At 67.8% G+C, this 22,353-nt stretch carries 18 protein-coding genes and 2 pseudogenes; 7 read left to right on the top strand and 13 right to left on the bottom strand.

The features are described from left to right. Positions 1–15 precede the first annotated feature (15 nt). Genes L632_RS0101230 through pdeM form a run of 4 tightly spaced genes read left to right on the top strand, consistent with a single transcriptional unit; the run spans position 16 to position 5,613 of the window. Positions 16–1,005 carry a ligase-associated DNA damage response exonuclease gene (locus L632_RS0101230; protein WP_028713336.1) on the top strand — a complete coding sequence of 330 codons (990 nt, stop codon included), beginning with the start codon at positions 16–18 and terminating at the stop codon, positions 1,003–1,005. After that, positions 1,002–2,546 (top strand): cisplatin damage response ATP-dependent DNA ligase, encoded by a 1,545-nt coding sequence (locus L632_RS0101235; RefSeq protein WP_028716198.1) that lies wholly within the window; start codon positions 1,002–1,004, stop codon positions 2,544–2,546. The genes L632_RS0101230 and L632_RS0101235 overlap by 4 nt, the downstream gene beginning before the upstream one ends. After that, positions 2,543–4,969: a ligase-associated DNA damage response DEXH box helicase gene (locus L632_RS0101240; protein ID WP_028713338.1), complete on the top strand. Its 2,427-nt coding sequence runs from the start codon at positions 2,543–2,545 to the stop codon at positions 4,967–4,969. Before L632_RS0101235 ends, L632_RS0101240 begins: the two co-directional genes overlap by 4 nt. Beyond that, entirely contained in the window at positions 4,966–5,613 is a 648-nt protein-coding gene (pdeM, locus tag L632_RS0101245; RefSeq protein WP_028713339.1) for a ligase-associated DNA damage response endonuclease PdeM, read from the top strand. Before L632_RS0101240 ends, pdeM begins: the two co-directional genes overlap by 4 nt. 60 nt (positions 5,614–5,673) lie before the next feature. Here pdeM and L632_RS0101250 read toward each other — a convergent pair whose 3' ends face one another. The 11 genes and pseudogenes from L632_RS0101250 to L632_RS0101300 all read right to left on the bottom strand — a co-directional run. Further along, on the bottom strand, positions 5,674–6,405 hold the full coding sequence (locus L632_RS0101250) for an outer membrane protein (protein WP_028713340.1): 732 nt from the start codon (positions 6,403–6,405) through the stop codon (positions 5,674–5,676). A gap of 211 nt (positions 6,406–6,616) precedes the next feature. Further along, complete coding sequence (gene gyrB, locus L632_RS0101255; protein ID WP_028713341.1) at positions 6,617–9,055, bottom strand: DNA topoisomerase (ATP-hydrolyzing) subunit B; 2,439 nt, start codon at positions 9,053–9,055, stop codon at positions 6,617–6,619. 230 nt (positions 9,056–9,285) lie between these two features. Beyond that, entirely contained in the window at positions 9,286–9,621 is a 336-nt protein-coding gene (locus tag L632_RS0101260) for a DUF1491 family protein (protein ID WP_028713342.1), read from the bottom strand. Then, positions 9,614–10,525 (bottom strand): GTPase Era, encoded by a 912-nt coding sequence (gene era, locus L632_RS0101265; RefSeq protein ID WP_028716199.1) that lies wholly within the window; start codon positions 10,523–10,525, stop codon positions 9,614–9,616. Before era ends, L632_RS0101260 begins: the two co-directional genes overlap by 8 nt. Next, a complete protein-coding gene (gene rnc / locus L632_RS0101270; RefSeq protein WP_028713344.1) occupies positions 10,522–11,211 on the bottom strand; it encodes a ribonuclease III in 690 nt (229 codons plus the stop codon). The genes era and rnc overlap by 4 nt, the downstream gene beginning before the upstream one ends. 44 nt (positions 11,212–11,255) lie before the next feature. Next, complete coding sequence (lepB, locus tag L632_RS0101275; protein WP_028713345.1) at positions 11,256–12,056, bottom strand: signal peptidase I; 801 nt, start codon at positions 12,054–12,056, stop codon at positions 11,256–11,258. A 66-nt stretch (positions 12,057–12,122) separates the two neighbouring features. Next, positions 12,123–12,539 carry a holo-ACP synthase gene (gene acpS, locus L632_RS0101280; protein ID WP_028713346.1) on the bottom strand — a complete coding sequence of 139 codons (417 nt, stop codon included), beginning with the start codon at positions 12,537–12,539 and terminating at the stop codon, positions 12,123–12,125. A 48-nt stretch (positions 12,540–12,587) separates the two neighbouring features. Further along, positions 12,588–13,322 carry a pyridoxine 5'-phosphate synthase gene (locus tag L632_RS0101285; RefSeq protein ID WP_028713347.1) on the bottom strand — a complete coding sequence of 245 codons (735 nt, stop codon included), beginning with the start codon at positions 13,320–13,322 and terminating at the stop codon, positions 12,588–12,590. 29 nt (positions 13,323–13,351) lie between these two features. Next, positions 13,352–14,173: a 4-(cytidine 5'-diphospho)-2-C-methyl-D-erythritol kinase gene (locus L632_RS0101290; protein ID WP_028713348.1), complete on the bottom strand. Its 822-nt coding sequence runs from the start codon at positions 14,171–14,173 to the stop codon at positions 13,352–13,354. 3 nt (positions 14,174–14,176) lie between these two features. Continuing rightward, on the bottom strand, positions 14,177–16,027 hold the full coding sequence (locus L632_RS0101295; RefSeq protein WP_232215700.1) for a tetratricopeptide repeat protein: 1,851 nt from the start codon (positions 16,025–16,027) through the stop codon (positions 14,177–14,179). A gap of 103 nt (positions 16,028–16,130) precedes the next feature. After that, a pseudogene (locus L632_RS0101300) lies at positions 16,131–16,352 on the bottom strand (IS21 family transposase); the annotation flags it as partial. A 35-nt stretch (positions 16,353–16,387) separates the two neighbouring features. Here L632_RS0101300 and L632_RS0101305 point away from each other — a divergent pair. Next, positions 16,388–17,116, top strand: coding sequence for a hypothetical protein (locus tag L632_RS0101305; RefSeq protein ID WP_232220940.1), 729 nt, complete (start codon positions 16,388–16,390; stop codon positions 17,114–17,116). A gap of 808 nt (positions 17,117–17,924) precedes the next feature. Here L632_RS0101305 and L632_RS21815 read toward each other — a convergent pair. Continuing rightward, complete coding sequence (locus L632_RS21815) at positions 17,925–18,446, bottom strand: SDR family NAD(P)-dependent oxidoreductase (RefSeq protein WP_051476338.1); 522 nt, start codon at positions 18,444–18,446, stop codon at positions 17,925–17,927. Between L632_RS21815 and L632_RS21820 the strand changes: the two are divergent. Together L632_RS21820 and L632_RS0101320 are read left to right on the top strand one after the other, a co-directional pair. Then, positions 18,388–18,803: pseudogene (locus L632_RS21820) on the top strand (transposase); the annotation flags it as partial. The gene L632_RS21815 and the pseudogene L632_RS21820 sit on opposite strands and share 59 nt — an antisense overlap. A gap of 289 nt (positions 18,804–19,092) precedes the next feature. After that, a complete protein-coding gene (locus L632_RS0101320; protein ID WP_036696974.1) occupies positions 19,093–20,580 on the top strand; it encodes an aldehyde dehydrogenase in 1,488 nt (495 codons plus the stop codon). A 116-nt stretch (positions 20,581–20,696) separates the two neighbouring features. Here the strand turns inward: L632_RS0101320 and L632_RS21825 are convergent, their stop codons facing one another. Next, the gene (locus tag L632_RS21825) at positions 20,697–22,184 is read right to left on the bottom strand and encodes an MFS transporter (RefSeq protein WP_051476340.1); all 1,488 of its coding nucleotides are present in this window, start codon (positions 22,182–22,184) and stop codon (positions 20,697–20,699) included. Between the last annotated feature and the right edge of the window lie 169 nt (positions 22,185–22,353).

The raw sequence follows: 22,353 nt of genomic DNA on the forward strand, positions 1-22,353 counted from the left end.
CTACATCTTCGGATCATGCGCGCCGATTCCATCCTGTTCCCGACCGAAGCCGGCCTTTTCTGCCCAGAAGGCGGCTTTCATATCGACCCGCTGAAGCCGGTCGAGCGCGCGCTGATCACCCACGGCCATTCCGACCATGCCCGCTTCGGCCATGGCGCGGTCATGGCCACGGCCGAAACGCTGGAGATCATGCGGCTGCGCATGGGCGACGGCTTCGCGGGCTCGGTCCAGGCGGCTGAAGGGGAAACCCGCATCGGCGGCGTCACCGTGGGATTCCACCCGGCCGGGCATGTGCTGGGCTCAAGCCAGATCGCCGTCGAGGCGGGGGGCTGCCGCGTCGTCGTCTCGGGCGATTACGCGCGCCAGCCGAACCCGACCTGCGCGCCGTTCCAGCCGGTGCCCTGCGACGTCTTCGTGACCGAGGCGACCTTCGGCTTGCCGGTGTTCCGCTTTCCCGACCCGGCGACGCAGGTGGAAAAGCTGCTCTCCAGCATGGCCGAGTTTCCCGACCGCCCGCATCTGGTCGGCGCCTATGCGCTGGGTAAGGCGCAGCATGTCATCGCCCTGATGCGAGAGGCCGGCTATGACGCGCCCATCGCCATCCATGGCGCGTTGAAGGTGCTGTGCGATTTCTATGCAGCCCGCGGCGTCGATCTGGGCGAACTGGTGCCGGCCACCGCCGAGGATGTGGCGGCGCAGCTGGTGATCGCGCCGCCCTCGGCCTTTGCCAGCCCCTGGGTGCAGCGGTTCCGCGACCCGGTGATCGGCTTCGCCTCGGGCTGGATGGCGGTGCGGGCGCGGGCGCGGCAGCGCGGGGTGGAGCTGCCGCTGGTCATCAGCGATCATGTCGATTGGCCGGCGCTGACCAGCACGCTGGCGGAACTGGCGCCCGCCGAGGTCTGGGTCACGCATGGCGCCGAGGACGGCGTGATCCGCTGGTGCGAGCTGGCGCAGATCCCCGCCCGGCCGCTGCGGCTGGTGGGTTACGAGGACGAGGCGGAATGAAGGCCTTTGCCGCCCTGCTGGAACGGCTGGCCTTCACGCCGGCGCGCAATGCCAAGCTGCAGCTTTTGCAGCACTATCTGGAACGCACGCCGGACCCGGATCGCGGCTGGGCCCTGGCGGCGCTGACCGGCGATCTGGAACTGCGCCGGGTCACGCCCTCGCTTCTGCGCGGGCTGGCGGCCGAGCGGGTCGACGACCAGCTTCTGGCGCTGAGCTATGATTTCGTCGGCGACCTGGCCGAGACCATCGCGCTGATCTGGCCCGAGGGCGCCGAGGATGATCCTTCGCTGTCCCAGGCGGTGGCGCTGCTGCAGGGCACCGGCAAGGCGGCGCTGCCCGGCGCCATTGCCGCGATGCTGGACCGGCTGGGCCCGTCCGAGCGGCTGGCCTTCCTGAAGCTCGCCACCGGCAACCTGCGCGTCGGCGTCTCGGCCCGCATGGCGCGGATGGCGCTGGCGGGGATGGGCGCCCCCTCGGTCCCCGAGATCGAGGAGATCTGGCACGGGCTCGCGCCGCCCTATGCGGCCCTGTTCGGCTGGCTGGGCGGCGGGACGCGGCCGGACAGCGCGGCGCTGGCGCCGTTCCGCCCGGTGATGCTGTCCACGCCGACCGATCTGGACGAGCTGCGCGCGCTGGACCCCGGCGCGTATTTTGCGGAATGGAAATGGGACGGCATCCGCGTGCAGGCGGTCAGCGAAGGCGGCATGCGGCGGCTGTATTCCCGCACCGGCGAGGACATCTCGCATGCCTTTCCCGACGTCATCGAGGCGATGGAGTTCGAGGGCAGCGCGGATGGCGAGCTGATCGTGCGCCGCGAGGGCGAGGTCGCGCCCTTCGGCGAGCTGCAGAAGCGGCTGAACCGCAAGACCGTCGGCAAGGGCCTGCTGTCCAGCCATCCGGCGGGCTTGCGGCTTTACGACCTGCTGCTGTGGGAGGGCCGCGACCTGCGGGCCGAGCCGCTGGAGATGCGCCGCGCGGTGCTGGAGGCGGTGGATTTCGGCACCCGCATCGACATCTCGCCGCTGCTGGATTTCGCCACTTGGGAGGATCTGGCCGCGCTGCGTGCCGATCCGCCCGCCGCGGTGATCGAGGGGGTGATGATCAAGCGCCGCGACAGCGCCTATGTCGCCGGCCGGCTGCGCGGGCCCTGGTTCAAGTGGAAGCGCGACCCGATGGTGGTCGATGCGGTGCTGATCTATGCGCAGCGGGGCCATGGCAAGCGCTCGGGCTTTCATTCCGATTTCACCTTCGGCCTGTGGGATGGCGGCGAGCTGGTGCCGGTCGGCAAGGCCTATTTCGGCTTTACCGATGCCGAGCTGCGCGAGCTGGACCGTTTCGTGCGCCAGAACACCGTCGAGCGTTACGGGCCCGTCCGGGCGCTGGCGCCGAAGCTGGTGGTCGAGGTGGCCTTCGAGGGGCTGAACCGCTCGACCCGGCACCGCTCGGGCGTGGCGATGCGCTTTCCGCGCATCAGCCGCATCCGCTGGGACAAGCCGGCAGCCGAGGCGGACCATTTGGAAACGCTCGAGGCGATGCTGTGATCCTGCCGGCCGCGTTCCAGGACTGGTTCGCCCGCCAGGGCTGGCAGCCGCATCCGCATCAGCTGGCGCTGCTGGCCGCCGAGGGGGACAGCCTGCTGATCGCGCCGACCGGCGGCGGCAAGACGCTGGCGGGGTTCCTGCCCTCGCTGGTGGAACTGGCGCAGGCGGCGCGGCCGGATGGGTATTTGGAAAACAGAGAAGGCCGAAAGGGCCTGCATACGCTCTATGTCTCGCCGCTGAAGGCGCTGACCGCCGATATCGGCCGCAACCTGGCGCGGCCGGTGGCGGAGCTGGGGCTGGGGGTGCGGGTCGAGGACCGGACGGGCGATACCGGCCAGAGCCAGCGCCGCCGGCAGCGCGTCGATCCGCCCGAGATCCTGCTGACCACGCCCGAGAGCCTGGCGCTGATGCTGAGCTATCCCGAGGCGCCGGCGATCTTCGGCGGCTTGCGCCGGGTGGTCCTGGACGAATTGCATGCCTTGGCGGAAAGCAAGCGCGGCGACCAGCTGATGCTGGGGCTGGCGCGGCTGCGGACCTTGGCGCCGGGGCTGCGGGTCACGGGGTTGTCGGCGACGGTCGAGGATCCGCAGGCTTTGGGGGGGTTCATGGCGGGCGCGCAGCCGGTGTCGGTGGTCGAGGCCGATCCCGGCCCCGATCCCGACATCGCCATGCTGCCCACCGCCCGGCCCGCGCCCTGGTCGGGCGGCGGCGGGCATCATGCCATCCCCGAGGTGCTGGCGGCGATCCGCGAGGCCCGCACCACCATCATTTTTATCAACACCCGCGCCCAGGCCGAGCTGTTCTTCCAGGCGCTCTGGGCCCAGAATGACGAGAACCTGCCCATCGGCTTGCACCATGGCAGTCTGGCACGCGAACAGCGGGCCCGGGTCGAGGCGGCCATGGCGGCGGGCGAGTTGCGCGCCGTGGTCGCGACCGGCAGCCTGGACCTGGGCATCGACTGGGGCGCCGTCGATCTGGTGATCCAGGTCGGCGCGCCCAAGAACGTCAAGCGGCTGGTGCAGCGCATCGGCCGGGCGAACCACCGCTACAACGCGCCCTCGAAGGCGCGGATCGTGCCGGCGAACCGCTTCGAGCAGATCGAATGCGTCGCGGCGCTGGAGGCGGTGCGCGAACGCGACCTGGATGGCGATCCGCGCGGACCGGGGCCGTTGGACGTGCTGTGCCAGCATATCCTTCTGACCGCCTGCGCTGCGCCCTTCGACGCCGATGCGCTTTATGCCGAGGTGGTGACGGCCGGCCCCTATCGCGGCCTGACGCGGCCGGATTTCGATGCCTGCCTGGATTTCGCCGCGACCGGAGGCTATGCCTTGCGTGCCTATGACCGCTGGCAGCGGCTGATGCTGCGGGACGGGTTGTGGCAGCTGCGCGACCCGCGGGCGGCGAAGTTGCTGCGGATGAATGTCGGCACCATCGTCGAGGCCGAGATGGTGAAGGTCCGGCTGCGCGGCCGCGGCGGCGTGCCGCTGGGCGAGGTCGAGGAGGGCTTCGCCGCCAGCCTGACCCCCGGCGACAGCTTCCTGATCGGCGGCCGGGTGGTGCGCATGGACGCGATGCGCGAGATGGTGATCGAGGTCACGCCAGACCCCACCCGGCAGCCCAAGATCGCGGTCTATTCCGGCGTCAAGCTGGCCATGTCCACGCAGCTTTCGCATCGCGTGCTGGCGCTGATCGGCGATCCGGCGCGGCATGGCGCCTTGCCGGAGCAGACCCGCGACTGGCTGGATCTGCAGGCCCGGGTCTCGGCCCTGCCCGAGCCGGGGCTGCTGTCGGAAAGCTTTCCCCATGCCGGGCTGTGGCATTTCGCGCTTTACGGTTTCGCCGGCCGCAATGCCCTGCAGACGCTGGGCCTGCTGCTGACCCGCGAGATGGAGGAGGAGGGGCTGGGTCCCCTGGGTTTCCTGTCCACCGATTACGCGCTGCTGGTCTGGTCGCTGGATCCGCTGCGCGATCCGTCGCCGCTGCTGGATCGGGCGCGGTTGCGGGCGGGCCTGGGCGACTGGCTGGGCGGGAATGCGGTGATGAAGCGCACCTTCCGCAATGTCGCCACCGTCGCCGGGCTGATCCAGCGCAACATGCCCGGGCAGCGGAAAACCGGGCGGCAGGCGACGTTTTCCAGCGACATCCTTTACGACACCTTGCGCAAATACGATCCCGGCCACTTGCTGCTGCGCATCACCGCCGAGGAGGCCGGGCGGGGCCTTGTCGATTTCGGCCGGATCGAGGAAATGCTGGACCGCTCGCCCCGGCGCGAGCATCGGATGCTCGACCGGGTCTCGCCCATGGCCGCGCCCTTGCTACTGGAGGTCGGCCGGGTGCCGATCCGCGGCGAGGGGCGCGAGCGGCTGGCGCAGATCGAGGCCGAGGCGCTGATGGCCGAGGCCGGGCTGGAAGGGATCGCATGAGCGGATACGCCTTTGATTTCCATGGCTTGCGGCTTGAGGCGCGGGCCTCGGGCGCGCTGTGGTGGGCCGATGGTGGCTGGCTGATCGTGGCCGACCTGCACCTGGGCAAGTCCGAGCGTCTGGCCCGGCGCGGCGGTCCGCTTTTGCCGCCCTATGAAGGGCTGGCGACGCTGGAGCGGCTGGCGGCCGAGATCGCGGTTCTGCAGCCGCAGTGCGTCGTCAGCCTGGGCGACGGTTTCGACGATCTGGCGGCGGCCGAGGCGCTGGACCCGCTGGTGGCGGCTTCGCTGGCGCGGCTGGCGCAGGGGCGGGGCTGGCTGTGGATCGCCGGCAACCACGATCCCGGCGCGCCGTCGGGCATGCCGGGGCGGGTGGCGGACAGCGCGACCCTGGGCCGCGTCGCGTTGCGGCACGAGCCGGCGGAAGGGCCTGACATCGCCGGGCATTTCCATCCCGCCGTGCGGCTGGCGGGCGAGCGCCGCCGCGCCTTTCTGATCGGGCGCGACCATCTGCTGCTGCCGGCCTTCGGCGCCTATACCGGCGGGTTGATGCATGACGATCCGGCACTGCGCGCGCTGGTGCCGCAGGGGCTGGCCGTTGCCTGCGGGGCCCGCGCCATCGCCATGCCGCTGGCCCGGCGCTGACGAAAAAGGGCCGCCCGAAGGCGACCCTTTCAATCCGTGGAGCCGGATCAGGACGGCGGATCAGAACTTGAAGTTCAGACCCAGTTTCACATTGTGGAAATCCGGGGTGGCACGGGTCGAGGCGCCGAGGCCGTCTTCCAGGGTTTCCTTGCCGAAATTGGCATATTCGTATTCGCCGGTCAGCGACAGGCGTTCGGTCAGCTTCTTCTCGGCACCCAGGCCGACGATGTAGCCGGTCTTCGAATAGGAGTCGTTGACGGCGATCGGGCCATGGTCCCCGTCGCCCTCGACGCGGTAGTCGACCTTGGCGCGGGCGACACCGACGATCCCGTAGACCAGGATGTCGTTGCCGGTCAGATAGCCGGTCTTCACGCGCAGGGCGAGAACGCTCTTGATCTCCGATTCGGCCTCGTAGCCGCCGGTCGAGAAGCTGTCCTCGATCTTGCCGCCTTCATAGCCCAGTTCGGGGCCGAAGACCCAGCGGTCCCTTTGCCAGCGATAGCCGAGACGCAGGCCGGCATTCGCCCCGCTGATCTCCAGCGAAGCGGGGGTGCCGACTTCGGGCTGGTCCACGCCGACCGCGTCGTCGCCGCCGAAGGCATAGCCCAGCGTCAGACCGGCATAGCCGCCGGCCCAGTCGCCAACCGGCGCGGCCTCGATGACCGGGGCCACGACGCCGGTGTCAACGACCGGGGGGGTATAGCCACCCGCATTCGCAGCCAGAGCCGAGCCAAGGACCAGCGAGGCCGCGACGGCGGCGGCGCGAGGGGTCTTAACACAAACAGCGCACATGTCCACATCTCCTATAGATGGTGATGCCGGCAGGGCGCAGCGTCCCGAGGCATCGAATTTCCTAACTGCTAGCCCTGCAACCGGCAGGCTGCAAGAACGGCGTCGCGATGGGGTCACTCTGTCGCGCAATGCGCGGCATGATGGCAACAATAAACCATAGGTTGTAACAAGAAATGATGATTCGCCTGTGGCGATTTGACGACGGTGCGACTCAGATGTCCAGATTTTCCACGCTCAGCGCGTTCTGCTGGATGAAATCGCGACGCGGTTCGACCACATCGCCCATCAGCTTGGTGAAGATGTCGTCGGCCTCGCTCAGATCCTCGATTCGCACCTGCAGCATGGTCCGCGCCGCCGGGTCCAGCGTGGTCTCCCACAGCTGTTCCGGGTTCATCTCGCCCAGGCCCTTGTAACGCTGCAAGGACAGGCCCTTCTCGCCTTCCAGGAAGATGGCCTGCAACAGGCTGATCGGTCCGTGGATGGGGATGTCGCGGTCCTTGCGGATCAGATGCGCGGTCTGGCCATAGATCTCGTGCAGCGCATCGGTCATGGCGCCCAGCCGGCGGCTTTCGGCGCTGCGCAGCATCGGCCCGTCCAGGGTGCGGCTTTCCTCGACCCCGCGCAGCAGCCGGGTCAGGCGGATGCCGGCATCCTGGGTCGGGCGGCCGGTCCAGCCGCGCTCGTATTCCTCGGCGATCATGTCCAGGCGCTGCGCCACGGCATTGGCCACGCCCTGCGCATCGGCATCGACCCGGCCCTGCACCAGCGCGCCGGCAATGGCGGCCTGTTCGGTGATATGCGCCGGGTAATGCGTCGGATAGGCGCGCAGCACGCGCCGCGCGGTGCGGGCCTCCTCGACCACCCGGGCCAGGTCCGCGCCGCTGAGGGTTTCGCCATTGCCCAGCCGCAGGCTGGCGCCGTCGATGCCCTGCTCGATCAGGTAATCCTCCAGCGCCGCCTCGTCCTTCAGATAGACCTCGGACCGTCCGCGGCTGACCTTGTAGAGCGGCGGCTGGGCGATATAGAGATGCCCGGCCTCGATCAGCTCCGGCATCTGCCGGAAGAAGAAGGTCAGCAGAAGCGTGCGGATATGCGCGCCGTCCACGTCGGCATCGGTCATGATGACGATCTTGTGGTAGCGCAGCTTGTCCAGGTTGAACTCGTCCCGGCCGATGCCGGTCCCCAGCGCGGTGATCAGCGTGCCGATCTGGTCGCTGGACAGCATCCGGTCGAAGCGCGCCCGTTCCACGTTCAGGATCTTGCCGCGCAGGGGCAGCACCGCCTGGTTCTGGCGCGAGCGGCCCTGCTTGGCCGAGCCGCCGGCCGAGTCGCCCTCGACGATGAACAGCTCGGACAGCGCCGGGTCCTTTTCCTGGCAATCCGCCAGCTTGCCGGGCAGGCTGGCCACGTCCATCGCCGTCTTGCGCCGGGTCAGCTCGCGGGCCTTGCGCGCCGCCTCGCGGGCCAGCGCCGCCTCGATGATCTTGCCGAGGATCGACTTGGCCTCGGCCGGGTTTTCCTCGAACCATTCGGCCAGCTTCTCGCCCACCAGCCCCTCGACCGCCGGGCGCACCTCGGAGGAGACGAGCTTGTCCTTGGTCTGGCTGGAGAATTTCGGGTCCGGCACCTTGACCGACAGCACGCAGGTCAGCCCCTCGCGCGCGTCGTCGCCGGTGAAATCGACCTTTTCCTTGCGGACCTGGGCGTTCGACTGGGCGTAATTGTTGATGACCCGGGTCAGCGCGCCGCGGAAGCCGGCCAGATGGGTGCCGCCGTCGCGCTGCGGGATGTTGTTGGTGAAGGGCAGCACCGTCTCGTGATAGCTGTCGTTCCACCACATCGCCACCTCGATGCCGATGCCGTTCTTCTCGCCCTGGATGAAGATCGGCTCGGGCATGACCGGGGTCTTGGAACGGTCGATGAACTTCACGAATTCCCGCACGCCGCCTTCATAGTAAAGCTCGGTCCGCAGCGGTTCGGCATGGCGCTCATCCTCCAGGATGATGCGCACGCCCGAGTTCAGGAAGGCCAGCTCCCGCAGCCGGTTCTCCAGCACCTTGAAGCTGAAGTCGCGGTTCGAGAAGGTGCCGTCCGGCCGGTCCTCCTTGGACGAGGCGAGGAAGCGCACCTCGGTGCCCTTCTCGCCGGGCCCGGCCTCGCCGACGACGCGCAGGTGCTCGACCGTGTCGCCGTTCTCGAAGCGGGCGTAATGTTCCTTGCCACCCCGCCAGATGCGCAGCTCCAGCCAGTCCGACAGCGCGTTCACCACCGAGACGCCGACGCCGTGCAAGCCGCCCGAGACCTTGTAGCTGTTCTGGTCGAACTTCCCCCCGGCATGCAGCTGGGTCATGATAACCTCGGCCGCCGAGACGCCCTCGGTCGGGTGCATGTCCACCGGAATGCCACGGCCGTTGTCGCGCACCGAGACGCTGCTGTCGGCATGGATCTTCACGCGCACGAAATCGGCATGACCGGCCAGCGCCTCGTCGATGCCGTTGTCCACGACCTCATAGACCATGTGATGCAGGCCCGAGCCGTCGTCGGTATCGCCGATATACATGCCGGGACGCTTGCGCACCGCTTCCAGGCCCTTGAGAACCTTGATGGAATCGGCGCCGTAATCGGAGGTCTGGGGGGCGGGTTCGGTCATTGTCTTCTTATCCTGCCTTGGACCCGCATCTTATAGTGTGCGCCGCACGGAATGTCACGGGAAAGCCACAAGATTTAGCGGTTCGCGCGGCATGCGCGCGGCGTCACGCTTCCATCGCACGGAACCGGTCCGAACCTCGGCTTCTTTGCTCCCCGAATACCCATGCCGCCCGTCAAGCCGGACGAGTCCGCCGACCCTTTCACCGTTTTCCAAATACTCATTCGGGCGGTTCAAGCCAGCCCGTCCTCGTCCAGCAGGGTGCGGCCGTCGCGGCTCTCGATCTCGATCACCCACAGGTCGGGGTCGCGGGCGGCGTTGCGGGCGATCTCGGCGTCGATCTCGGGCTCACCGGCCTCGTTCAACTGCAGCCAGATCCGCCGGTCGGTCTCGAAATCCCATTCGCGGATCCACAGGCTGGCGCGGCCGTCCAGCGTGGCGCATTTCACCATCACGCTGCCCGCGGTGTCGTCGCCGTGCCGGGCGACATAGGCCGGGATGTCGGCCAGCCCCAGCCGGCGCAGATAGGCCGCGACCCAGATGCCGGCGGCCAGCCGCGGCTCAGGCATCGCCGTCGCGGAAGTCGAGGCCCATCTCGTTATAGCGCTCGGCTTCGTCCAGCCAGTTCTCGCGCACCTTCACCTGCAGGAACAGGTGGACGGGGCGGCCCATGAACTCGGCCAGCTCGGCCCGCGCCGCCTGGCCCACGGCCTTGATCGTCTCGCCGCCCTTGCCCAGGACGATGCCCTTGTGGCCGGGGCGGGCGACATAGACCACCTGCTCGACCCGGGCCGAGCCGTCCTTCTTCTCCTCCCAGCGTTCGGTTTCCACCGTCAGCTGATAGGGGATTTCCTCGTGCAGGCGCAGGGTCAGCTTCTCGCGGGTGATCTCGGCGGCGATCATGCGCATCGGCAGGTCGGCCACCTGGTCCTCGGGGTAAAGCCAGGGCCCCTCGGGCACTTCCTGCGCCAGCCAGTCAAGCAGGTCGTCGCAGCCATAGCCCTTTTCGGCCGAGATCATGAAGGTGCGGGTGAAGTCGAAAGCCGTGTTGAGCTGCTGCGACAGCGCCAGCAGCGCCTCGGACTTCACCCGGTCGATCTTGTTGATGACCAGCGCCACCGGGGTCTGGCCGGCATGCTGGCGCAGGCTGTCGATGATCGCCTGCGCGCCGTCGGTCAGCCCGCGGTGCGCCTCGATCAAGAGCAGGATCACGTCGGCATCGGCCGCGCCCCCCCAGGCCGCCTTGACCATGCTGCGGTCCAGCCGCCGGCGCGGGCGGAAGATGCCGGGCGTGTCGACGAAGACGATCTGGCTCGCGCCGCGCATGGCGATGCCGCGGATGCGGGCGCGGGTGGTCTGCACCTTGTGGGTCACGATCGAGACCTTGGCCCCGACCATGCGGTTCAGCAGGGTGGATTTCCCGGCATTCGGCTCGCCGATCAGGGCGACGAAGCCCGCGCGTGTTTCGCTCATGTCGTTCTTTCGATCTGCTCGAGCAGCGCGGCGGCGGCCGCCTGTTCGATGCTGCGTTTGGTGCCCTTGCCGCGGGCGGCGGCCTCGCGGCCGTCGTCCAGCCGGACGGTGATCTCGAATTCCGGGGCGTGGTCCGGGCCCGTGCGCGCGGTCTGGAGATAGCGCGGCGGGGTCATGCCCTGCGCCTGCGCCCATTCCTGCAGCGCGGTCTTGGCGTCGCGGGCGTCGCTTTCGACGTTCTTGAGCCGGCTGGACCAGAGCCTCAGCACCATGCTGCGCGCGGCCTCGAAGCCGGCATCCAGATAGACGGCGGCGATCACCGCCTCCATGGCGTCGGCCAGCAGCGCCTCTTTCCGCCGGCCGCCCGACATCATCTCGGACCGGCCCAGCTTCAGCACCTCGCCCAGCCCGATCTCGCGGGCGATGGCGGCGCAGGTCTCACCCTTGACCAGCGCGTTGTAGCGCGGCGCCAGCTGGCCCTCGGTCGCGGCGCGGTCGGCCAAGAACAGCGCCTCGGCCATGGTCAGGCCCAGCACCCGGTCGCCCAGGAATTCCAGCCGCTGGTTGTCGGGCCGGGTGGCGCTGGCGATCGAGCCATGCGTCAGCGCGCGGCGCAGCAATTCGGGGCGCGAGAATTCATGCCCCAGCCGTTCCGAGAATGCGCGCAGGTCTGCAGAAATCTTCATGTCCCGATCCTGCCACGGCGCGGGGCGCCGCGGCAATTCTTCCCTTAGTTCACGGCCTTCAGGAACCGGTCCGGACGCCAGGTCCAGAAATACAGAAGCGATTTCCCGGCCGAGGAGAACATGATCCGGTCGGCGCGGCCGATCAGGTATTCGGCCGGCACCATGCCGACCCCGCCCACCGCCGCCGGCCAGCGCGAGTCGCCGGAATTGTCGCGGTTGTCGCCCAGGAAGAAGTAATTCCCCTCGGGCACGGTGAACTCGGCCGTGTTGTCGCCGGGACCGTTGTCGAAGATGTTCAGCACGTCATGCGTCAGCCCGTTCGGCAGCGTCTCGGTATGGCGGTCCTTTTCGCAGGCCGCGCCCTCGGGCACCGGCTCGTTGCGGCATTTCGGCAGGGTCTGCTGCGGGCCCTGCGGCGCGTAGGGTTCGGTGAAGGTGCCGGCGGGCTGCTGCGGCACCTCCTGCCCGTTGATCCACAGCACGCCGTTCTTCATCTGGATGCGGTCGCCGGGCAGGCCGATCACCCGCTTGATGAAATCGTCGCCCCGCGTCGGGTGGCGGAAGACCACGACATCGCCGCGCTCGGGTTCGGAACCCAGGATGCGGCCCGAGATCGGGCAGAGCGCGAAGGGGCAGGAGACCCGCGAATAGCCATAGGCCATTTTGTTCACGAACAGGAAATCGCCGATCAGCAGCGTGTCCTTCATGCTGCCCGAGGGAATCCAGAACGGCTGGAAGAACAGGGTGCGGAACACCCCCGCGATCACCAGCGCCCAGAAGATGGTCTTGACGGTTTCCCAGATGCCCCCATCCTTGCGGGCTACGCTTTTCGCCATGGATGCCATTCCCTTCATCGGCAAGTCGCGCGTTCATGGGGTGCGGGGGACGGCAAAGTCAAGCCGTGCCCGTCCTCATGCCGTCGTCTTCACGCTGTCGGGAAGCGCCTCGATCACCACGAAGGCCTGCGCCCAGGGGTGGTCGTCGGTCAGCGTGACATGCACATGCGCGCGATGGCCGGAGGGCGTCATCGCCGCCAGCCGCTCGGCCGCCCAGCCCGTCAGCTGCATGGTGGGCTGGCCGGTCGAAAGGTTCCTGACCGCCATGTCCCGCCAGCTGATCCCCATGGCGAGCCCGGTTCCCAGCGCCTTGGAACAGGCTTCCTTGGCGGCCCAGCGTTTGGCCAGGGTCGCGGCTTCCTGCCGGCGGCGGCGGGCCAGCGCCAGCTCGGTCTCGGTGAAGACCCGCTGCCGGAAGCGGTCGCCGTGGCGGTCCAGCACCCCGGCGATGCGGTCGATGTTGCAGAGGTCCGAGCCTATGCCGAGAATCATGCGCCTGGTTGGTCCTGTGGTGACATGGGTATTTGGGCAACGAAGAAATCAGGGGCGGGCCGCGTCCATGCGGCGGCGCATCTCGCGGATCGCCGGGCCGAGGCCGAGAAAGACCGATTCGGCAATCAGGAAATGGCCGATGTTCAGCTCGCGCAACTCGGGGATGGCGGCGACGGGGCCGACCGTGTCGAAGGTCAGGCCATGCCCGGCATGGACCTCGAGCCCCAGAAGATACGCCTGTGCCGCGCCCTTGCGCAGGGCTTCCAGTTCCAGGTCGCGTTCGGCCAGCCGCCCCTCGGTGTCGAAATCGCAATAGGCGCCGGTATGCAGCTCCACCACCGCGGCGCCGATGCGGGCGGCGGCCTCGATCTGCTCCTGCTCGTGGCCGATGAACAGCGACACCCGGCAGCCCGCCTCGCGCAGGGGGGCGATGAAATCGGCCAGGTAGCTTTCGTTGCCGGCGACGTCGAGCCCGCCCTCGGTGGTGCGCTCCTCGCGCTTTTCGGGGACGATGCAGACGGCATGCGGGCGGTGGCGCAGGGCGATGGCCTGCATTTCCGCCGTCGCGGCCATTTCCAGGTTCAGCGGCAGTTGCAGCGCAGCCATCAGCCGGTCGATATCCGCGTCCGAGATATGGCGCCGATCCTCGCGCAGATGCGCGGTGATGCCGTCGGCGCCGGCCTCTTCGGCCAGTTCCGCCGCGCGCACCGGGTCGGGCCAGGGCGTGCCGCGGGCGTTGCGGATGGTGGCGACGTGGTCGATATTGACGCCGAGGCGCAGCATGGTTTCCCCTCTCGGATTTTTACGGCAGGTTAGAGCTTTGCCGGCGCAAGTCCAGATGCGGCCACCCACCAGCCGGGATTTGCCGCGGCGATGCGGGCGCGGGCAGCCTCGGCCGCGGCCGCGCTGGCGAAAAGCCCGAAGCAGGTCGCGCCCGAGCCGGACATGCGGGCAAGCGCCGCGCCTTCGGCCCGGATCGCGGCGAGGCAGTCCGAGATTGCCGGCATCAGGGCGATGGCCGGCGCCTCGAGATCGTTGCGGCAATCCTGCAGGAAGGCGATCAGCGCGCCGGCGTCGGGAAAATCCGGCAGCGGTTCGGGCATGGGCGTATTGTGGCGCCGTGCCAGTGCCCTGAACACGGCGGGGGTCGGCAGGCCGCGCCCCGGATTGACCAGCAGCACATGAAGCGCCGGCAGGGGCGGCAGCGGCGTCAGGACCTCGCCCAGGCCCCGCATCCGCACCGGCCGGCTGGCAAGGCAGGCGGGCAGGTCGGCGCCCAGCGTTTCCAGCCGCGCGGGCCCGGCCTCCAGCGCGCGCAGCACCGCCGCCGCATCGGCCGAACCGCCGCCGAGGCCCGAAGCCACCGGCAGGTTCTTTTCCAGGGTGATCCGCGCCTCGCGCCCGGCCAGACGCGCGGCGCGCAGGCAAAGGTTGTCGGGCTCGGCCGCGAGGCCCTGGGCGAAGGGGCCGGTCAGGCTGAGCGACAGGGGGCCCGGCGCGACCGTCACCACGTCGCCCAGCTCCAGGAACACCACCAGCGAATCGAGCAGGTGATAGCCGTCCGGGCGGCGGCCGGTGACATGCAGGGTCAGGTTCAGCTTGGCGGGGGCCGCCTCGCGCCGGGGCAGGGGCATGGCTCAGTCGGCCCGGGCAGGGTCCGGCGAGCGGGTTTCGGGGGCGCGCGGTTCGGGCAGCTTGCCGCCATTGGCCTTTTCCTCCTCCAGCACCGCATCCAGCCCGCGCTCGAGCTTGGCGCGGATGCGGCTGGCCTCGGCCTCGGTTTCCGGCTTCAGCGACAGGGCGCGGTGCCATTGGATCTCGGCCTCGCGCTTGCGGCCGACCATCCAGTAGATGTCGCCCATATGGTCGTTGACCAGCGAATCGCTGGCCATGGCTGCGACGGCCCGCTCCATCGGCGCCACGGCTTCCTGATAGCGGCCGAGGCGGAAATAGGCCCAGGCCAGCGAATCGAGGATATAGCCGTCATCCGGCCGCAGTTCGACCGCGCGCTGGATCAGCTTCAGGGCCTCGTCCAGCTTTTCGTTGCGGTCCACCAGGCTGTAGCCCAGATAGTTCAGCACCTGCGCGGAATCGGGGCGGATCTTCAGCGCGGCGCGGAAGTCGGCCTCGGCCTTGGGGAACTGGCCCGCGCGTTCCAGCGCGATGCCGCGGGCATAGAGCGGGAACCAGCGCGCCTCGGGATTGTCCTCGCCGATGAGGCTCAGCGCCTTGTCATAGGCCGGGACCGCCTGGCCGAACTTGTCCTGCTGGCGCAAGAGGTCGCCAAGCGCGATCCAGCCCTGCGCCAGCTCGGGATGGGCGGCGGTCAGCGCCAGCGCGGCCTTTTCGGCATCGGCCAGCCGCTCGGCCCGGGCCAGCGCGTCGATGCGGGTCAGCTCGGCGACGGGGCGCATGTCGCCCAGTTCGCGCAGCTTCTCGAATTCGCGCTCGGCAAGGTCGAACTGGCCGAAACCCTGCAGGAGCTGCGCCGCCAGCAGCCGCGCCTCGCCCAGGTCGGGGGCGAGATATTCGGCCAGCCGGGCATGGATCAGCGCCAGCGGGTCGGGTTCGTCGCTGGTCGCCAGAACCGAGCCGAAGGTCAGGAAGACCTGCGCGATGCCGTCCGAGGGCGTGCGGATCGAATCGAAGGGCAGCGTCTCGCCCCGGGCCATGCGGTCGCGCAGGGCGACCAGATGCGGCTCTTCCGTGAAGCCCGGCGTGGCTTCGAGCATGGCGATGGCATCCCTGTTGCGCTCAAGCTGCGACAGCACCTGCGCGCGGGCCACGACGCCCAGGATATGCGCCCCTGTGGCCGGATCGGCCAGCAGCAGCTCGGCGCCCTCGAAATCGCCGACCCGTGCCTTGGCCAGCGCCAGGTGATAGTTCACCATCGGCTCGGCGCCGCGCAGCTCGGCCAGTTTCTTAAAGGCGGAAAGCGACTCGCCCGCCCGGCCGGCGCCCAGCAGTGCCCAGGCCCGCATCATGCCGTCGACCAGCATGCCGCCGCCGGGCGCGCCGGCCTCGTCCTCGGGCGGGGGGGCGGCGTCGATGGCGGCCAGCAGCGCGTCCCAGCGACCGGCGCGAGCCATCTCGGCGCGCTGCACCAGCCGGGCCAGCTCGGTGGCGCGGCCCTGGTCGGACATGGTGCCGGCCAGGGCGGTGGCACGCTCCATCTCTCCGGCCGAGATCAGCGCGACCATGGCGCTGTCCTGCAGATAGCCGTCGCTGTCATCCTGGGCCAGCGCCTGCAGATAGTAATGCGCGGCGCGGGCATAGTCGTTCTGGATCGCCGCCATGCGCGCGGCCAGATAGGGGCCGGAAAGACCGCGCAGCTCGGGCGCCGGCGCGGCCGGGCGGTGCGCCGGCCGCTCGCCGTTCGGGGGCGCGGGCTGTTCGGCCTGGGCCAGCATGGGCGCGGCGAGGGCGCCCTGCGGCAGCGGCAGGGCGATCAGCGCGATCAGCGCCATGGGGATCAGTCTTGTGGTCACGGCTTGGGCCCATGTCTCGGCGATTGCGCCAGCGACCCTAGCCGCCGCAGCGCGGATGGGCAACGCCGCGACCGGCGCGGCGCGCGCCTCTGCGATCACATATTCGGGTAGTTCGGCNCAGCATCTCGTCGAGCTTGCCTTTCCAGGGACCGATCTTCGGCTGCGGTTGGACGGTTCGCTCGTAAGTCATCTCCGTTGCGCCGGACCGGATCACCTTCCGAACCGTGTTCCGCGATACCCGCAGCTCTCGGCAGATATGCTTGATCGACTTCTTGTCCTGGAAATACGCCCGGCGGATCTTCGCAATCGTCTCCACAACCAGCATCCCACACTGTGCCCCCCGATAGCCTCGGAGGCATCATGACCATCAGCGTAAGGGGGGTCATTTTGGGAAGCCGATTACCCCGTTACGGGGTCAATTTTGCACGCCGGTTCACAGCCGAGGCGCTTCAGACTGCTGCGAGAGAGCATTACGGACATGTCCTGCCGGCATTCGTGCAAAGGATCATCGCGCAACACGGCCTGATGACGGAGACCCTGCGTCCCATGATCACGCGCCTGCGCAACGTGATGCTGGCGGCGATCGGGCTGCCCCCGGATGCGAAAGAGGGCCCGGTGTTGCGCGTTCTGAACCGTCTGGCGCTGATCGCCGCGGCTGGCGAAATCGGCAGCCGGCTCGGCATCCTGCCCTGGCGGAAAGGCACGGCGACCAGTGCCCTCGTCGAGATCGCGGTGATCTGGCACAAAGCCCATGCGGCGCGTCCGCCCTCGACTGCCGAGGCCATGGCCGTGCGCCTGGCCGGATATCTGCGCCGCAACCGCCACCGCCTGTGCCTGCCGGGAGCCGAGCCGGATCCGGACGCGATCGGCTGGTGTGATGCGCGCTGGATCTATCTCGGCATCGAGGCCTTCCGGACGGACATCGCCTCCGGCATGCCCGCCGGCCTGGCCGCGAAACTTCTGGGCGATGCGGGCCTGCTGATCCCCGGCGGTGAGCAGAGATCGTATCAGTATCGCCTGCCTCGCTGCGTCGATCCGGACAGGGCACGGGTCTATCGCATCGACAGGCAGAGGATCGAGGGGGGATAGTCTCGCAGGCGCTGCACCCCGCCAGGGATCCAGGCATTTATTGTGGCGGTTTCCGAGCCGCCAACAAACCGGCTGCCCGGCATCATTCGGTATCGGAATAAATATCGTCTGTCTGCTCTCAGCCTCTCAGGCGGCAGAACCTCCGATCATGCACTTTCAATCATTTCCCCGCCTGGCGGGCCTCACGGGCGGAACAGCAGCATTTTACAAAGCTCGATAATATGGGGCGAGCGGCGTTTCGCCATGTTATCGGGCAATACAAGCAGTTCGTGCCCCGGTCGGATCGCCGGGATGTGGTGTGGAAACCCAGGGAGGCCAGAGCGAGATCATCGACGACGACACGGACAGGGCGATCTTCGCCGATTCAGTCCTTCAGAGGGAAAAGCGCCGTCTGATCCCAATTCACGCCCTTTATGAAACCCGAGGTGCAACCCCCCAACCATGCCGAAGGGTAGCATAAAACGGGTGCTTTTTACACAGCCTCCGCCCTTCACGCTTGCACCATCAGTGATTTCCATCCACCCTACGGGCTTCACAGCAGCCAGTCGACGGGCAGCAGGCCGATCGCCGGGCTGTTCGGTTTGTGGCTGCCGGTTCCCGCGCAGCCTCCGTCAGGATCAGCTTGCCCAGCGTCAGATCGGCAGCCACCATTGCGCAGCCGCTCGTTATTGACCTCTTGGCCGGCCCAGATGCTGCATTGAAGGATACACGCGCGGCGGGATGAGTGCATTACGGCGGCCTTACCCCCCTTCCGACCGAGGCCTCTGCGGCTTGGGTAGCGAGCGCTGTCTCCCGCCAAGCCCGAAGATCAGAACCCGGCCAGCGCCCCGCCGTCCACGGCCACCGACTGGCCGGTGATATAGGCGGCGGCGTCCGAGGCCAGGAAGACGCAGGTCCAGCCGACATCCTCGACCTCGCCGATGCGGCCCATCTGGATCCGGCCGAGCGCCTTGGCCTTGCGGGCCGGATCGGTGCCGGTCGCCCCGCGATAAAGCGGCGTGTCGATCCAGCCCGGCGCGATGCCATTCACCCGGACGTTGTGGCCGGCGAACTCGGCCGAAAGCGCGCACACGACGCCCAGCAGGGCGGTCTTGGCGACCGTGTAGCCCATCACATAGGGCAGGCTCATGTAGGAGGCCATCGAGGCGGTGAAGATGACGGCGCCGCCGCCGGTCTCGGCCTGCCGGGCGATGATCGGGCGCGAGAACTCCAGCGCGCCGCGCAGATGCACGTCCACGACCGCGTCGATGTCCTGATGGGTGGTTTCCAGGTTCGTCGAAAGCTTGTTGCGCTTGGCTGGCCTTGGCTGGTCGGTGCCCGACTTCAGCACGCAGTCTCGCCGCTCGCCGTGGACATCCCGTATCGCGGCTCCGGAGGGCCGTTGCACCTGCTGATCGACAGCACCGGCATCAAGGTTGAGGGCGAAGGCGAATGGCATGCACGCAAGCACGGTGGCCCGAAACGGCGCGTCTGGCGCAAGATCCATCTCGGGATAGACGAGCAAAGGCTGGAGGTTCGAGCCGTCGAGATCACCGGGAGCTATACCGGCGATGCGCTGATGCTGCCCGACCTTCTCAGCCAGATACCGGAGGGCCAGGAGATTGGCAGCGTCACGGCAGACGGCGCCTACGATCGACCGCCTGCAGAAAGGCTGGTTGCCGGAACAGATCGCCGGGCGCACGCGGTTTGAGAGCCATCGCCACCGCGTCTGCCACGAGACGATCTACCGCTATTGATCCAGGGTAGGCAGCCAAAGGCATAGAGGGTGCAAAGCTGGCGACGGACCGTGGCTGACATCCCCGACCCTTTCCGGCCGCTCGCGAGCCGCAGCAGCAGTGGGGCTTCCTTTGAGTCGTCATTGGCATAGTTATTGCGCAGAAACCCTTCGTATCGGCTTACAGGAGCACGATGACAGCGGCTCCTGAACAGCTCGAACTGCGTTCTCGATAACCACAAGATCTAGCGAGGAACAGAAATTGAATAACAGGACAAAGGCAGGACAACCACAGTTCCTAGCCGATCCAAACAAGCAGCATTTTATCGACGGCACATGGCGGCCATCCGCTTCCGGGGAGAGTATCGAGACATTCAACCCGGCGACCGGCAAGGTATTGACTACACTTGCGCGCGGTCGCAAGGAGGATGTCGATGCCGCAGTTGCCGCAGCACGGCGTGCATTCGAGGGGCCGTGGGGCCGTTTCACTCCGCAACAGCGGATGACGCTGATGATGCGAATCGCCGAGGTCGTGGAGAAAAATTTCGACGAGCTTGCCACACTGGAATCGCTCGATATGGGAGCGCCGATTGCGCGGACCTGTGGCATGAAAGCTGGCTTGCTGGCCATGATCCGCTACCTTGCTGCGCAGGCGGTAAGCTGGACCGGCAGCACGATTCCGAACTCGCTACCTGGCAATGTCACCACGCTCACTCTGAAGGCGCCGGTGGGTGTCGTCGGCGGGGTCATCCCGTGGAACGGGCCGCTTATCAGCTTCTGGGGAATCGTGGGCGGCGCCCTGGCAACCGGTTGCACGGCGGTGATCAAGTCCGCCGAGGATGCGTCGCTGACCGTGCTGCGTATGGCGGAACTGCTGGCTGAGATCGGTGTGCCAGAAGGGGTGGTAAATGTCGTAACCGGCCTCGGCGCCGAGGCCGGTGCGGCCTTGGCTGCCCATCCCGATGTGGATCGCATCGCTTTTACTGGCTCGACCGCCACCGGGCGCGAGATCGTCAAGGCCTCTACGGTCAACATGAAGCGTGTACAGGTGGAACTGGGCGGCAAGTCGCCCGACGTGATCTTTGCCGACGCGGATCTCGACAAGGCGGTGCCCGGCGCGGCCATGGGTGTCTTTACCAATTCCGGCCAGATCTGTTCAGCCGGGACCCGCATCTTCGTCCAGCGCACCATCCAAGAGGAGTTTCTGGCCCGGATGGTCGAGTTCAGCAAGGGAATCGTCGTGGGTGACCCCTTCGATCCGAATGTGCAACTGGGTCCTCTTGTCTCGCAGCGTCAATTAGAGCGGGTGATGCACTATGTCTCGGTTGGTAGTTTGGAAGGCGCGGATCTGCGGGCAGGCGGCAGCCGGCTGGGAGGCGATCTGGCGGACGGCTATTTCATTGCGCCGACCGTCTTCAGCAATGTCCACAATGACATGACCATCGCGCGAGAAGAGATCTTCGGCCCTGTCGCCTCGGTTATTCCCTTCGACACCGAGGAAGAGGCGCTGAGGCTGGCCAATGACACGAATTTCGGCCTTGGCGGCGGCATCTGGACGACCAATCTAAGCACCGCGACCCGGATGATGCATGGCATCAAGGCTGGTAAGCTGTGGATCAACAGCTATGGGCTGGCCGATCCGGCAGTCGGTTTCAGCGGCTACAAGGAGAGCGGATATGGCATGAAGGGTGGGCAGGGCCATATCGAGGGCTTCCTTTACGAGAAAAGCGTATATATCGCCGCGGGCTGAGACATTGTCAGGAGGCGTGGCCGGTGTGCGCGGCCGCAAACCGCCCAGGATGCCGCCGGTCGCAGGCGTTTTCGGCATCGGCCAGCGGCACGTCGCTGTCTCGGCCCGCGAAGCGATCAACCTGCCGGCCGGCGCATGAACAAGGTAATCAGAAAGCCGAATGCCGCGAGGCAGGCCGCGATCCGGTACAGGGTCGCGAAGGATGCGACCGATTGCGCCACGACCAACTCGCGAATCTGCAAAGGCAGGGCGGCAAGGGCCGCCGGCGTCAGCGCCCCGTCGCCGCCAGGTAGGTGCAGCCCCGCCCGGCCCGCCGCCAGGATCGCGCCATAAACGGCGATGCCGAGGGCCGCGCCGACCATCCGCACCAGCGAGATCGCGCCGGTCGCGGCACCCATGTCGTGTGACAGGGCGATTACTTGCGCGCCCAATATCGGTGCGTTCATCGATAGCCCGGTGGCGATGCCCTGCAACACGAAAGCCATGGCCAAGCCGGCCAATGGCACGTTTGCCGAAAGATGCGCGAATATGTTCAGCATGACGACGCTCATCGCTAGCGAGCAGCGCAACAGCCGCGTGAAATGCCAGCCCAAGGACATCAGCCGACCGGCAATAAGGGCGCCGCAGGTGACACCCACCGTGATTGCGATGAAGAACAGCCCGGCCTGCGAGGGGGTCAGCCCAACGGCCATCTGCAAGAAATAGGCGTGATAGTTGATAAGCCCGATCGAGATCGCCCCGCAGCACAGGGTGCAGACCACCAGCAGCGCGAACTGGCGGCTTGCAAGCAGGGCCAGCGGCATGACCGGCTCTTGCGCGCGCCGCTCGATCTGCACCCAGGCAAGGCCGCCGGCAACGGTCCCGGCCGCTAGCGCCATGCTGGCCGGCGCCGCGAAACTGCCGAAGATCCTGGCGCTGTCCATCCAGATCACCAGAAGCGTGACGGTAAGCGCCAGCGCCGCCGCGCCGACATAGTCGATCACCGGCCGCCGCCTCGACCCGCGCTGAGGCAGGTATTTCAGAAAGCCCAGGATGCCCGCCAGGCTGAGCGGCACGGTGATGAAGAACACCGAGCGCCAGCCGAAAGCCTCGGTCAGCAGCCCGCCCAGCACCGGCCCCGAGAACGATCCGAAGACCAGCATCAGGCTGAGATAGCTTTGGAACCGGGCGCGTCGGGCCGGCTCGAACAGGTCGGCATTGACCGCGAAGACCGAGACCAGCAACCCGCCGGTCCCCACCGCCTGGAACGACCGCGCCGCGATCAGGCTGCCCGCCGACCAGCTTGCCGCACAGCCCAAAGAGCCGGTGGCGAAGATCATCAGGGCGGCGACGCACAGATATTTCCGCCCGAACATGTCGCCCAGCTTGCCATAGATCGGCATCACCGCGCATTGCACCAGGATATGGGCCAGGATCAGCCAACTGAAATATTGCGGCTGCCCCAGTTCGCCGACGATGGTCGGCAGCGCGGTCGCGACGATCTGGTTGTCCAGCGTGGCGACAAGCTGGGCCAGCATCAGGAAGCCGAAAACCACGAGATGCCTTTCGCGGACTTTCGGCGGGGCCGCAATTTCGTCCTCGGGGGTCTTCGTGTCTTTGGGCATTCTGTCGTCCGATCCTCGCAGTCGCGTCACCCGTGGTCGGAAGGCATACCGGCCAGGATCACGCATGTCGGGGGGCCGGGCAAACGCCGCTGCTCGAGGCGCCGGGACCGGCCCTACCGAAGGTTGCCGATGGCCGGGTTTCGCCGTGATGCGGAACTCGGCCGGCGGC

Source organism: Paracoccus sp. J39 (assembly GCF_000518925.1).
Lineage (GTDB): Bacteria > Pseudomonadota > Alphaproteobacteria > Rhodobacterales > Rhodobacteraceae > Paracoccus.

Coding starts and splice junctions, on each gene's coding strand:
- L632_RS0101230 (WP_028713336.1), top strand. CDS start 16: ATGCGCGCCGATTCCATCCTGTTCCCGACCGAAGCCGGCCTTTTCTGC.
- L632_RS0101235 (WP_028716198.1), top strand. CDS start 1,002: ATGAAGGCCTTTGCCGCCCTGCTGGAACGGCTGGCCTTCACGCCGGCG.
- pdeM (WP_028713339.1), top strand. CDS start 4,966: ATGAGCGGATACGCCTTTGATTTCCATGGCTTGCGGCTTGAGGCGCGG.
- L632_RS0101250 (WP_028713340.1), bottom strand. CDS start 6,405: ATGTGCGCTGTTTGTGTTAAGACCCCTCGCGCCGCCGCCGTCGCGGCC.
- gyrB (WP_028713341.1), bottom strand. CDS start 9,055: ATGACCGAACCCGCCCCCCAGACCTCCGATTACGGCGCCGATTCCATC.
- L632_RS0101260 (WP_028713342.1), bottom strand. CDS start 9,621: ATGCCTGAGCCGCGGCTGGCCGCCGGCATCTGGGTCGCGGCCTATCTG.
- era (WP_028716199.1), bottom strand. CDS start 10,525: ATGAGCGAAACACGCGCGGGCTTCGTCGCCCTGATCGGCGAGCCGAAT.
- rnc (WP_028713344.1), bottom strand. CDS start 11,211: ATGAAGATTTCTGCAGACCTGCGCGCATTCTCGGAACGGCTGGGGCAT.
- lepB (WP_028713345.1), bottom strand. CDS start 12,056: ATGGCATCCATGGCGAAAAGCGTAGCCCGCAAGGATGGGGGCATCTGG.
- acpS (WP_028713346.1), bottom strand. CDS start 12,539: ATGATTCTCGGCATAGGCTCGGACCTCTGCAACATCGACCGCATCGCC.
- L632_RS0101285 (WP_028713347.1), bottom strand. CDS start 13,322: ATGCTGCGCCTCGGCGTCAATATCGACCACGTCGCCACCATCCGCAAC.
- L632_RS0101290 (WP_028713348.1), bottom strand. CDS start 14,173: ATGCCCCTGCCCCGGCGCGAGGCGGCCCCCGCCAAGCTGAACCTGACC.
- L632_RS0101305 (WP_232220940.1), top strand. CDS start 16,388: ATGACCATCAGCGTAAGGGGGGTCATTTTGGGAAGCCGATTACCCCGT.
- L632_RS21825 (WP_051476340.1), bottom strand. CDS start 22,184: ATGCCCAAAGACACGAAGACCCCCGAGGACGAAATTGCGGCCCCGCCG.